This is a genomic window from Caballeronia mineralivorans PML1(12), assembly GCF_001028175.1.
GTDB lineage: Bacteria > Pseudomonadota > Gammaproteobacteria > Burkholderiales > Burkholderiaceae > Caballeronia > Caballeronia mineralivorans.
On the sequence record NZ_AEJF01000212.1, the window covers coordinates 20,386 to 32,305 of the forward strand.

The following is an 11,920-nucleotide window of genomic DNA, read 5'->3' on the forward strand; positions in this document are numbered from 1 at the left end:
GCGGCCACCATGAACCGACGCGACTTCCTTTCGATGACCGGTGCAGCCGGCGCTTTCGCCCTTGCGCCGTCGGCGTTTGCCGCAGCAAGTCAACTCCCGGTCGAGATGCGCACGACCGGTTATGGCAACGTGCTGATCCTGGTCGAACTGAAGGGCGGCAACGACGGCCTGAACACTGTGATCCCATTCGCCGATCCTGCTTACGCTGCGCTGCGTCCGAAGATTGGCATCAAGCGCGAGCAGGTCGTCCAACTCGACGACCGCACGGGCCTTCACCCCGCCATGCAGCCCTTGATGCCGCTGTGGAAAGACCGGCAACTCGCGATCGTGCAGGGCGTCAGTTATCCGCAACCGAACCTCTCGCATTTTCGATCCATCGAGATCTGGGACACCGGTTCGCGCGCCGATCAATATCTGCACGAAGGCTGGCTCACGCGTACGTTCCGCGCACAGCCCGTGCCGGCAGGATTTGCCGCCGATGCCGTGGTCATCGGTAGCGCGGAAATGGGGCCGCTCGCGAATGGCGCACGAGCGGTCGCGCTCGTGAATCCGGCGCAGTTCGAGAAACAGGCACGGCTCGCGACGCCGATATCGCTGAAAGAACGCAACCCGGCGCTTGCGCATATTCTCGATGTGGAAAACGAGATCGTGAAGGCGGCCGACCGGCTGCGTCCGCGCGCCGGCCAGTTCGTGCTGAAGACGCAATTTCCGGGCGGTGCATTTGGTACATCGATCAAGACTGCCATGCAAGTGCTTGCCGCCACTGATACCCCCGCCGGCGTGCCGCAAGCGGGGCAGGGCGTCGCGGTGATCCGCCTGACGCTCAATGGCTTCGATACCCATCAGAACCAGCCGGGTCAGCAGGCGGCGTTGCTCAAGCAGTTATCGGAGGGACTGGTCGCGATGCGTTCGGCGCTCCTCGAACTGGGCCGATGGAACGAGACGCTCGTCATGACTTACGCAGAGTTTGGCCGGCGGCCCCGTGAGAACCAGAGTAACGGGACGGATCACGGCACGGTCGCGCCGCATTTCGTGATGGGCGGCCGGGTGAACGGCGGACTTCATGGCGTAGCGCCGGAATTGGCACGGCTGGACGGGAACGGCAATCTCCCTGTCGGTGTTGATTTCAGGCAGATGTACGCGACTGTGCTCGGACCGTGGTGGGGACTGAATTCCACCGCGGTCCTCGGGCAGAAGTTCGAGACGCTGCCTTTACTGCGCGCTTAGGCGCGGGGTATCAAGAAGCGAAGCGACCTCCCTGGACTTATCTGACGCGCCAACTGATCCACAGTTTGCGGATAGGTGTCAGCGCGATCCGCTGATGGAGCACCTGGAAGTTTTCGCGTTCTATCTCATCGAGTAATGCCAACGATAAAGCCGCTTGCGCGCGCAGCACGCGCTGTGTCGTGCGTTCGCTCGAGGGGATCGCGGCCAGAGACTGCTTAAGCGCTTCGCGTGCGCGGCCGGTCTGGAAGCGCATGAGGTCAGTGAACGCATCGCTGTATTTGCGGTTGATGAGATCGGCCGCGGTGACATTGAAGCGCTGCAGTTCATCGATGGGGAAATAAATGCGGCCGTGGCGCGCGTCGTCGCCGACTTCCGCCACGCGCTCCGCCAGCATTAACGCCGTGCCAAGCGAGTTGGCCCAGCCCGGTGCATCATCAGGACGGCGTGCGCTCGCGCGGGCAACGATCAAGGCAAACGCGCCGCCGACGTTGTCCAGATAGCGCCGCAGACCCGGCCAGTCGAGATAACGTGCCTGATCGAGGTCCATGCTGAAACCGTCGACCAGATTTTCGATCGACTCCCGTCCTTGCTCGTCGAGAACCGGGGTGTTCACCTGATGCGCGGCGATTGCCTTCGTCACGGGGTGAGCAGGTTCGCCACCGAACAGGCTACCCAGTTCCTTTTGCCACCAGGCGTGTTTGGTGCGGCCGATGGTGGGGTCGCTGGTTTCCTTGACGGTGTCTTCCAGCTCCCGGCGCAATGCGTAAAACGCTGTCAGAAGCGGCTGTCTGGCGGAGGGGGCACGACGCAGGGCGTAGTACGTGCTGGAGCCATCGGGAGCGGCTTTTTGCTGGCAGTAGTCGTCGAAGTTCACGGCAATGGAAGGTGATGACGGCGTGAGCCGATCGGTCCGGGCCAGAAAAAAAGCCATTGAAACTCAATGGCTCGGGCGTGTTCTGGAGACAGGACAGGTAAGGGAGGACGAAGCATTGTATTTACCGGTGCAGCAGAAACCTGGCTGACTGCACGCGATGTTCAGGCCGAATTATCCCCCGGATGGGGATGTGCTGCAAGGCGGGGCGGAACCGGCGCCACCACGCGATGTGGCGAGCCCGTTTCCGCTAAGTAAACATTAATTAGCATTAGTTAGAAATCCAAAGTAAAACAGATTGCTACTGCGGTTTGCAAACCACATCGAATTTAAGCAGGGTCGTGGGCCCGAACGTGTTGCTGATAGCGACATCGGCGGCATCGCGGCCACGCGCCATCAACACGCGTCCCATCCGCGGCACGTTGTTACGCGCATCGAACGTCTGCCAGCTCCCGCCAATATAAGCCTCGAACCACGCGGCGAAATCCATCGACGTGTAAGGCGGCGGCATGCCGGCGTCGCTGATATAACCCGTGCAATAGCGCGCCGGAATATTCATCGCCCGGCATAGCGTAACGGCCAGATGCGCGAAGTCGCGGCATACCCCCTGACGCTCCTGATAGGCTTCCCACGCCGTTTTGGTCGGCCGCGCGTGCGCATAATTGAACACAATATGGTTGTGCACGAAGTCGCAGATAGCCTGTACCCGTGGGCGTCCCAGCGGCGTATTGCCGAACATTTTCCACGCGAAGTCCGAGAGCAGATCCGTCTCGCAATAACGGCTGCCAAGCAAGAAGACGAGGCATTCGTTGGGCAGGTTTTCAACCGGATGCTGCCAGCCATCCGGTCCGGGTTTTTCGAATTCCTCTGGCACCTCCAGCAACGCCGAGGTCGACAGTGCTATCTGGCCCTCGGGCGCGACGATCCGGCTGCACAGGTTGCCGAAACCGTCGCGATACTGCGAGATCGGCACAGGCGGATCGACCACCAGCAGATCGGCGAGCAAGACCTGTGGCGCGAACGAGAAATGCGTGTTCAGCATGAGAAGCATGGGTGTCGGTTGCGGACACTCGTAGACCAGCTCGTAACCAACGCGGAGTTTCATGGGAGTGGCCTTTCTATGGAAGAGGACATCAGCGGTTCTCGGTCACGCTGACCTCGACATCGAGGCCGCGGAACGAGCCGGGCTCGCCGTTCCAGGTTCCCCACAGCGGGAGGGCCTGATGGTGGTCCCATGCAACCGCGACGCGGATGAGATGGCGGTTGCCGATAATGCTGTTGGTCGGGTCGAAATCGACCCAGCCGGCGCCGGGGAGATAAATTTGCAGCCATGCGTGCGTGGCGCCGCCACCGCGCGTGGTGTCATGATCGGGCACGAAGATGTAGCCGCTGACAAAACGCGCAGCGAGCCCCAGCGAGCGCACCGCGTCCATCATGAACACCGCGAAGTCCCGGCAACTGCCGCTGCGCAGGCGCAAGGTATCGGCCGGACGATTCACGCCTTTCTCCGTGCGGCGCACGTACTTGAAGTCATCGTTGATCGATTGCGTCATCGCGCGCAGCAGCGCCATTGTGCCCATGGTTTTGCCGGGCATGACAAAGCGCTTGGCCCAGGCATCGACATCGCCATCCGGCTCCGGCCGATTGCGTGCGTTGACCAGATCCGACGCCTCCTCGTTCGTGTACGCAAACGGGAACGTGGCGGCGTAGCGCTCGAGCGCGTAATCCGGCTGCGGAGTTTCGAAGTGCTCGAGCGTGACTTCGCTCTCGAATGTCAGTTTTTTTGCCTGGCTATCGAACGTGGCGACGGCCACCGAGTTGTCGAAAATGTCGTGCAGCCAGCGCAACCGCGCCGGTTCTGGCGTGATCTTCAGTTGCATGGTGGCGAGGCGCAGATCGTGGCTGGACCTCGGCCGGAACATCATTCGATGCTCGCCGAAGTCCACCGGTTCCGAATACCGGTAGATGCTCGTATGCCGTACGGTAAAGCGCTGTGGCTCGTTCACCTGACTGCCCCGCTCAAGTGAAAACCAACAGGCAGGAGGCCGCTGGCAAACATGCTCCGCGACCCTACCGCGACTGTCGCGGCCTGATTGTTGAAAGCCATTGTGGATCCTTGATCGAGGTGGCCGGATTCTCCGGACACCAGTTTTCAGGATACACGAGACGGTTCGGGCGAAAGAATTCGTTTGCGCCGTGGCTGGCGGCCCCATGCGGGATTTTCCCCGCGATGGATGCCCGCAGCCGTGCGGCCGCGCAGCGCGTTATGCCGGCGTGAGACTGTAGCCGATGGATGCCCTTAACCGCGCGGTTACTTACGAAGAAAAGGCGTCATGCAGTCGCGAGAGCGGATACGCGCTCGTAGTCGACCATTACCCCCAAGTCGATACGGCCGATCCGAAGGCGTGCGATCAGCGCGCGAGTCAGCATGGCTGCTTGCCGTTCGGCGCATGCGACAGCTGTGATTGCCGCGATTGCCGGCGAAGCAGCAAGCGTCAACGCGATTAGCGCGCTGACGTCCTGGCGCGCGATGGCGTCGAGCAGCGGCTCGATTGCCTCGTTGCCTTGGGGCACACGTTGCGCACCATCGCGGGTCCGCTTGTCGCGCACCCGGCCTTTCGCGCGATGCACCATCTGCCGGCAATGCGCGGCGCTTCGGTTCAGGATCTTCGCGATGCTCGCGTAGTCCGCTTCGAATGCCTCGCGCAGCAGGAAGGCCGCTCGTTCTTCCGCCGACAGCCGCTCGAGCACGCGGCGCATTCCGTACGACAAATCGGACGTTTGTTCCGCGAGCGTCTGGGCCGAAGGGGAGGTATCGACGGAATCGAACCCGTCGATACCTCCGGCCAACGGCGTTTCATATTTCAGATGCCGCAGGCGGTCGATGGCCGTGCGTTTTGCGACCGTCGCGAGCCACGCGGCCGGCGTGTCCAGCGAGTCCAGCGAGTCCAAACCCGCCGCGCGTTGCTGCAGATGCCATTTCACGAATGTGTCCTGGACCACGTCCTCGGCATCCGCGCGCACGCCCAAAATCCGGTACGCAAGCGAAAACAGCCGCGCACGCGACGCCTCGAAGACGGCGAGTTGCGCCGCGTCGCGATCGATATCCGTATCACCAGTCATGCAGGTTCCCCTCCTCACGTGCTTCCGCTATGTAGCGGCCCGACTACAGCCTGACGGCTGGCATCGTGCGAATGTGACAGCCGCCGGCAAAAATATATCGCGGGAACGGGCGTCACGCACGGACGACGATGCGCGTCATATCGGGTGAGGCAACCATCTTCAGCCGATATCGGCAAAAACAAAGGAAACGCAACGATATGAATCCCCACAACCTTGGCCTCGTGCCGACCGTCATCGAACAATCCGGACGCGGCGAACGGGCCTATGACGTCTATTCGCGGCTGCTGCGCGAACGCATCATCTTCCTGGTGGGACCGGTGACGGACCAGACGGCGAGTCTCGTCGTGGCGCAGTTGCTGTTCCTCGAGGCCGAGAACCCCGACAAGGACATCGCGCTGTACATCAATTCGCCGGGCGGCTCGGTCTACGACGGCATGGCGATCTTCGACACTATGCAGTTCATCCGCCCGGACGTCTCCACGCTATGCACCGGATTTGCCGCCAGCATGGGCACGTTCCTGCTGAACGCGGGCGCCAAAGGCAAGCGGTTCGCGTTACCCAACGCGCGCATCATGATCCACCAGCCTTCGGGCGGTTCGCAGGGTACGGCTGCCGATATCGCCATCCAGGCCGAAGAGGTGCTGCATTTGCGCCGGCGCCTGAACGGGATCATGGCGGAGCGCACGGGCAAGAGCGTGGAGGAGATTGTCCGCGATACCGACCGCGATAATTTCATGTCGGCGGATCAGGCGCGGGAGTACGGTTTGATCGACGAAGTGCTGACGCAGCGCGCTGCCTGAGCAGGGCGGGGGCGCACGTCCCAAAAATTAACCCCGGAAACGACAAAGCCTCGCAGTTTTCACTGCGAGGCTTTGTTTTCAACCTGGTGCGTGAGGTCGGACTCGAACCGACACGACATTGCTGCCGTCAGGACCTAAACCTGGTGCGTCTACCAATTTCGCCACTCACGCGTGTCTTTGCGGCTAGTTTAAAGCGGGCAGTGCAACGCATGGGGCGTACGACCCATGACCGCGTTTGACCGCGCCTTAAAAACCTAAGGGAAACTGCGTTTCCCGCTGCGTTTCCCGATAACGCCAATGACGCGCGTCATGCCAAGCCCGGCATTCTAACCGATCCAATGGCCGATGTCTGTAGTGGGCCGGCACGTGGAAGGGTCTGGTTTTTGTCGGCGACCTCGCCCTTCATCCGCGTTGCCGACAGAACCCCGCCCGTAAAACGTTGGCGCGAACGAAACCCCCGAACCACATTGCGCACCACCTCCGACCTGCCTACAATCGCAACTCATTCTCGTTTGTCCAATCTCCGGCGAAGCTCGTCCTGATGAATCGCACCTCGCGCAATCGCTTCGTTGCTTGGCTCGGCATAGCCGCCATGTGGCTTGCCATTGTCGCGCCGGTGATCAGTCAGACGATCGCGTCGCGCCAGCAGAGTCTCGATCCGCAAGCAGCGATTTGTTCCGTCGATGCCCTCGCACAGATTGCGCTTGATTCCACCGCTCACGTCGAAGCCCAGACCCAAACCGACGAACACGCTGGCCACCACATGGCCGGAGCCGATTCGTTCGACGCCTGTTCATACTGCGGCCTGCTCGCGCACAACGTGCCGCTGGCATCGGCGCCGGCTGCCGGGCTGGTGCGCATCGAACGTGTCACGCGCCTGGCCGCGCGCCGTCGCGCAAGCCGTCCACGTCAAGTCATTCAACGCCGCCTCACCACGCGCGCCGCCCGTCGTTTCCTGAAGTCTGTCGTCAGAGACCGTTTGCCATGACTAGGTGCGCCGTCTAAGCGCGCGTAGCCGGCCGGTCTGCGTCCACTCATTCAGGATTTCTTCGATGCTCAAGCTCCTCAAGCGAGCACGGCAGGCCTCTGGCCGCCGTGCCGCCGTGCGTTCGCGCGCGTTCATATTTCATCGTCATGCCTGCTTGCCGCTGTCTTTGATGGCGCCGGCCTTTGCGCTTGCTGCGCCCGCCGCTACCGCAGCTGCACCGGAAAGCGCGCCGGATAACCGCGACGCCGATGCCATCCAGCTCGCCCCAGTTGTCGTAACCAGCACGGCGAGCCCATCGGCGCGTTCTCCACTCGATCCGAACCTTCCCGCCACGACCGCCACGGTCACGGCCGATCAGTCGCAATACTGGAACGTGGTCACGCCAGAGGACGTGCTGAAGTACGTGCCGAATCTGGCGGTGCGCAAGCGTTTTATCGGCGACGTGAATTCGCCTATTGCCGTGCGCGGCACGAGCAATTCGCAAACGGCGCGCGGATTGGTCTATGCCGATGGCCTGCTGCTCAGCAATTTCCTCGGCAACACGTTCACGTTCGCACCGCGCTGGTCGATGGTTTTCGCCGACGACATCGAACGCACCGACGTCATCTACGGCCCGTATTCCGCGCTGTATCCCGGCAACTCGATCGGCGCGACGGTAGCCATCACGACGCGCATGCCGCAGAAGTTCGAAGCCGATGCCCACGTCCAGGCGTTTTCCCAGCACTTCGATCTGTTCGGCGTGAATCGCAGTTTCAACGGGACGAATTCGTCGGCGACGATCGGCGATAAAAACGGCAATCTGTCCTGGCTGATTGGCGTCGATCACCTGGAGAACACGGGCCAGCCGCTGCAATTTGCGACGCTGGCGGCATCGAGTACACCGGCGAAGGCCACCGATCGTCCGGTCACCGGCGCGTATTTCTACAACGACCAGAACAACAATCGCACGGCGGTACTGGGTGTGACGTCAGAAGGGATCGAGCGGACCTTCCAGGACCAGTTCAAGCTGAAGCTCGCTTACGACTTCACGCCGACATTGCAAGCCGGCTTCACGCTGGGTTACTGGCATCAGAAATACAACAGCGACACACAGTCGTTTCTCCGCGATGCCGCGGGCAATCCCGTCTATAGCGGCCTCGTTAACATTGGCGGCTACGAATACAACGTGCCCGCCGCCACGTTCGCGCCGAGCCAAGGTTCGAGCGAAAACTTCCTGTACGGGTTATCGCTGAAAACGCGTAACGCGGCTGGCTGGAATGCTGAAGCCGTGGCGTCGTATTTCGATATCACGCAGAGCATTGCGCGCACGGCGAATTCGGGCGTGCCGGGCAATGGCGCGGGCACAATTGCATTCGGCGATGGCACTGGCTGGAAAACGCTCGACCTGCGCACGAGCTGGACGCCAGCCGCGCCCACTGCCGGTCTGGGCGCGCACTGGCTGTCGTTCGGCTACCACTACGACAACTATTTCCTCGACAACGAAACCTACAACACGCCCGCGTGGCGCGACGGCGGGGGGACATCGTTTGCGAACGCATTCGGCGGCCGCACCCAGACACAAGCCGTGTATGCGCAAGACGCATGGCGTTTCCTCCCGCGCTGGAAATTCACCTACGGTGCGCGCTACGAGAACTGGAATGCGTACGACGGCGCGCGGGCGGTCGGCGCGACCTTGTTGAATTACGGCGAGGTCAGCCAGAGCCACTGGTCGCCGAAAGCCTCGCTGTCCTTCGATGTCACACAAGACCTGTTGCTGCGTGCATCGATAGGACGGGCCTACCGGTTTCCGACCGTCGGCGAGTTGTTCCAAGGGCAGATCACGGGGTTATCGATCGTCAACAACAACCCGAACCTGAAACCGGAAGACGATCTCTCGAAAGAGTTGACGGCCGAATGGCAGCACGGCAACGGCGTGTATCGATTCACGCTGTTTCAGGACGACGTAAAGAACACGCTGTTCAGCCAGACCAACACGACGGTGATTCCGAACATCACGAATTTCCAGAACATCGACAGGGTACGTTCGCGCGGCATCGAAACAAGCTACGAAGGGCAGGACGTACTGATTCGCGGCCTCGATCTGACGGCGGGCGTGGCGTACACACAGTCGAAGATCATCGCGAACAGCGGCAATCCGGCGTCGGTGGGCAAGTACTTCTATCGCATTCCGTTGTGGCGCGCGAACGTGGCCGCTACGTGGCGTGCGACAAGCCAGAGCGCGGTCACGGTCGCCGCACGCTATTCGGGCCGCGAATACAACACGCTCACCAACACCGATACGAACCCGAATACCTACGGCGGCACGAGCACGTACACGGTCGTCGACGCCAAGTTCACCTTCCGTCCAACGAAGCGCACCGAGCTCGGCATAGGCGTGGATAACCTCTTCGATCACCGCTACTACGTGTTTCATCCGTATGCGGGGCGGACGGTTTATGTCGAAGGCCGTATCGGGATCTGACGCTGGTTTTTCCGGCTTATTTTCCAGCTTACCTATTGAAGGACATCTCACATGCAATCCGCTTCTCTCCCCGATGCCCGTGCGCTCGCGCGGCATCGTCTGCTGTGGCGCTGGCATTTCTATGCCGGCTTGTTTGTCATGCCGTTGCTGCTGGTGCTCGCGATCACCGGCACGTTGTACTGTTTTCAGCCGCAGATCGAGCCGCTCCTCTATCACGACCGGATGATCGTCGATGCTCGCACCGAGCCGCGTCTGAGCCAGCAGGTCTTGCTCGCGAAAGCGCGCGCTGCTGAACCACGCGATGCCACGCCAACCACGGCTGTTATCAACACCGATCCGCGCCGCAGCGCCGAGTTCGTGTTCCGTATGCAGTCGGGATCGAGCGAAAGTATCTACCTCGATCCCTACACGGGCGCGGTGCTCGGCAGGCTGAGCGTCGAGAACCGGTTGATGAAGCAGATTCGCAATCTGCATCGCGGATTACTGTTGGGAAAGACCGGCGAGATCGTGATGGAACTGGCCGGCTGCTGGACGCTTGTGATGATCGGGACGGGCATTGCATTGTGGTGGCCGAAGGCACGTCAGACGGGTGGGCGATTTGTACCGCGGCTGTCGTCGTTTAAAGGCCGCGCGTGGTGGCGCGAACTGCATGCCGTGGGCGGTGCGTGGCTCGCGCTTGGCGCATTGTTCTTTGTGCTGAGCGGCCTGCCGTGGTCGAGTACCTGGGGCAAGCAGTTCAAGGCGCTCGCTACGTCCGCGCAGCTTGGTTATCCACCGGGCGCGTGGGGTAATGCGCATGTGCATTCCGCGAAGCCATCGATGAACATGGCCGATCCATCGATGGCTGGCATGAAGATGGATGATCTGCCGCTGCCCCAGACGCCGTGGGCCGTTGGCGATACACGCGTTCCGAACAGCGCCGCTGATACCACCAACGCGACGATCCCACTGGATCAAGTAGTGGCGATTGCGTCGCAAGCGGGCGTGAAGGACAGTTACGACATCGCGTTGCCGACAACCCCGCAAGGCGTGTACACGGTGTCGTACTTTCCCGCCGATCCTCAAGCCGAACGCACATTGCACATCGATAGATACAGCGGCCGGATTCTGTCGGAGATCGCGTATCGCGATTACGGGCGCGTGGCGAAGTGGATTTCATACGGCACGTCGCTGCACATGGGCCGTTATTTTGGCGTCGCGAATCAGATTCTTGCGTCGGCCATCTCGCTCGGGCTCGCGGCGATGTCGGTCAGCGGCTTTGTGATGTGGCGCAAACGCAAGCCGGGCAGGGCGCTCGGCGCGCCATCCCGACCGGTCTCAAATCCGCCGATGCACGTTTGGATCGGCGGTCTGACGGCGCTTGGCGTCGTCTTCCCGATGATGGGCTTGACGATGCTGATCGTGTGGATATCGGATCGGTTGCTGTTCAGTTCCGGCAGAGTTGCCAGCACACGATGAACGTGTGCGTGATGGGACGTTACGGGACGTATGGGTGGTTGAGCCGACGGCCAGCGTTTAGCCGGCGCCCGTGTAATCACCGCGAGCCGAACTTCAACCTTGCGAGTTGTTCGGCTTCGTTCGCCAGCAGCGTCGCGGCATCGCGGATCGCGACTTCCAGCGTGATCGGTCCCGGTGCGGGCGAAAAACAGCCGCTGAAATGCTCGGACAAACGCGGCAGGGCGGCCGGATCGATAGCGCCGGACAGCAGTGACGCTTCCACGCCATGCGCACGAGCGTGCTGGCATGCGATAAACGGCGCCTTGCCGTGCAGCGTCTGAACATCCGAGCGTCCTTCGCCTGTGATCAGCCAGGTCGCGCCCTCGAGCGCGATGTCCAGGCCGACTTGGCGCGCGACCACTTCCGCGCCGGCCTCGAAACTCGCGCCCAGCATATGCAGCGCGAAGCCGAGACCGCCCGCCGCGCCAGCGCCGGGTTTATCGCGTGCGGTAAGTTGAAGCGCCGGTTCGAGCAAATCGGCGAAATGAGCGAGTGCCGCATCGATCGTCGCGATCTGATCGGCCGTCACGCCTTTCTGCGGCCCGAAAATTGCCGTTGCGCCGTGCTCGCCGGTGAGCGGATTGTCGACGTCGGACATGCCGGTAAATTCGGCTTCGCGCACGCGCGGATCGAGCCCTGTTGCGTCGATGCGCGCAATCCGCCCAAGCTGCGACGGCACGGGGTCGAGCGTCTTGCCGTCTGCATCGAAGAGTTTGAGGCCGAGGCCAACCAGAAGGCCCGCACCGCCATCGTTCGTGCTGCTGCCGCCCAGCGCGACATAGAACTTGCGCACGTCGAGATCGAGCAGGGTGCGGATCGCTTCGCCCATGCCGAGCGTGCTACGTTCGGTAACCGGCACAGCCATGCCGTCCGGATCCGTGATGCCCACGACTTCCGCCGTTTCCACGATCGCGCTGCCATCCGCCAGCAAACCCGTCGCGGCGTCGCGCCGC

10 protein-coding genes and 1 tRNA gene are annotated in these 11,920 nt (G+C 61.9%); 5 read left to right on the forward strand and 6 right to left on the reverse strand.

Annotated elements, in window-relative coordinates; all coding sequences use genetic code 11:
* Positions 1-9 precede the first annotated feature (9 nt).
* On the forward strand, positions 10-1,227 hold the full coding sequence (locus tag EOS_RS35350) for a DUF1501 domain-containing protein (protein WP_047896863.1): 1,218 nt from the start codon (positions 10-12) through the stop codon (positions 1,225-1,227).
* A 37-nt stretch (positions 1,228-1,264) separates the two neighbouring features.
* On the opposite strand, the gene EOS_RS35355 is transcribed toward EOS_RS35350, so the two are convergent.
* The 4 genes from EOS_RS35355 to EOS_RS35370 all read right to left on the reverse strand — a co-directional run bounded on the left by EOS_RS35355 (position 1,265) and on the right by EOS_RS35370 (position 5,221).
* A complete protein-coding gene (locus EOS_RS35355; protein WP_235443060.1) occupies positions 1,265-2,158 on the reverse strand; it encodes a squalene/phytoene synthase family protein in 894 nt (297 codons plus the stop codon).
* 241 nt (positions 2,159-2,399) lie between these two features.
* Positions 2,400-3,203: a transglutaminase-like domain-containing protein gene (locus EOS_RS35360; protein WP_047896864.1), complete on the reverse strand. Its 804-nt coding sequence runs from the start codon at positions 3,201-3,203 to the stop codon at positions 2,400-2,402.
* 28 nt (positions 3,204-3,231) lie between these two features.
* Positions 3,232-4,104, reverse strand: coding sequence for a transglutaminase family protein (locus tag EOS_RS35365; RefSeq protein WP_047896865.1), 873 nt, complete (start codon positions 4,102-4,104; stop codon positions 3,232-3,234).
* Between the two features lie 325 nt (positions 4,105-4,429).
* On the reverse strand, positions 4,430-5,221 hold the full coding sequence (locus EOS_RS35370) for a sigma-70 family RNA polymerase sigma factor (RefSeq protein ID WP_053064144.1): 792 nt from the start codon (positions 5,219-5,221) through the stop codon (positions 4,430-4,432).
* A gap of 197 nt (positions 5,222-5,418) precedes the next feature.
* Between EOS_RS35370 and clpP the strand changes: the two genes are divergently transcribed.
* Positions 5,419-6,021, forward strand: a complete 603-nt coding sequence (clpP, locus tag EOS_RS35375; RefSeq protein WP_047896866.1) for an ATP-dependent Clp endopeptidase proteolytic subunit ClpP — start codon at positions 5,419-5,421, stop codon at positions 6,019-6,021.
* 84 nt (positions 6,022-6,105) lie between these two features.
* On the opposite strand, the gene EOS_RS35380 is transcribed toward clpP, so the two are convergent.
* Positions 6,106-6,192, reverse strand: a tRNA-Leu gene (locus EOS_RS35380).
* A 370-nt stretch (positions 6,193-6,562) separates the two neighbouring features.
* On the opposite strand from EOS_RS35380, the gene EOS_RS35385 reads away from it, so the two are divergent.
* The 3 genes from EOS_RS35385 to EOS_RS35395 all read left to right on the forward strand — a co-directional run bounded on the left by EOS_RS35385 (position 6,563) and on the right by EOS_RS35395 (position 10,928).
* Entirely contained in the window at positions 6,563-7,009 is a 447-nt protein-coding gene (locus tag EOS_RS35385) for a DUF2946 domain-containing protein (protein ID WP_235443061.1), read from the forward strand.
* 64 nt (positions 7,010-7,073) lie between these two features.
* The gene (locus tag EOS_RS35390) at positions 7,074-9,470 is read left to right on the forward strand and encodes a TonB-dependent receptor (protein ID WP_047896867.1); all 2,397 of its coding nucleotides are present in this window, start codon (positions 7,074-7,076) and stop codon (positions 9,468-9,470) included.
* A gap of 51 nt (positions 9,471-9,521) precedes the next feature.
* On the forward strand, positions 9,522-10,928 hold the full coding sequence (locus EOS_RS35395) for a PepSY-associated TM helix domain-containing protein (protein WP_047896868.1): 1,407 nt from the start codon (positions 9,522-9,524) through the stop codon (positions 10,926-10,928).
* Positions 10,929-11,004: 76 nt separating this feature from the next.
* Here the strand turns inward: EOS_RS35395 and EOS_RS35400 are convergent.
* On the reverse strand, positions 11,005-11,920 hold a 916-nt coding region (locus EOS_RS35400; protein ID WP_047896869.1), incomplete at its 5' end, for a glycerate kinase family protein.

Excerpts from the sequence above, each read along its gene's own strand:
- EOS_RS35370 (WP_053064144.1), bottom strand. The coding sequence starts at position 5,221 with ATGACTGGTGATACGGATATCGATCGCGACGCGGCGCAACTCGCCGTC.
- EOS_RS35390 (WP_047896867.1), top strand. The coding sequence starts at position 7,074 with ATGCTCAAGCTCCTCAAGCGAGCACGGCAGGCCTCTGGCCGCCGTGCC.
- EOS_RS35395 (WP_047896868.1), top strand. The coding sequence starts at position 9,522 with ATGCAATCCGCTTCTCTCCCCGATGCCCGTGCGCTCGCGCGGCATCGT.
- EOS_RS35355 (WP_235443060.1), bottom strand. The coding sequence starts at position 2,158 with ATGGCTTTTTTTCTGGCCCGGACCGATCGGCTCACGCCGTCATCACCT.
- EOS_RS35385 (WP_235443061.1), top strand. The coding sequence starts at position 6,563 with ATGAATCGCACCTCGCGCAATCGCTTCGTTGCTTGGCTCGGCATAGCC.
- EOS_RS35350 (WP_047896863.1), top strand. The coding sequence starts at position 10 with ATGAACCGACGCGACTTCCTTTCGATGACCGGTGCAGCCGGCGCTTTC.
- clpP (WP_047896866.1), top strand. The coding sequence starts at position 5,419 with ATGAATCCCCACAACCTTGGCCTCGTGCCGACCGTCATCGAACAATCC.
- EOS_RS35360 (WP_047896864.1), bottom strand. The coding sequence starts at position 3,203 with ATGAAACTCCGCGTTGGTTACGAGCTGGTCTACGAGTGTCCGCAACCG.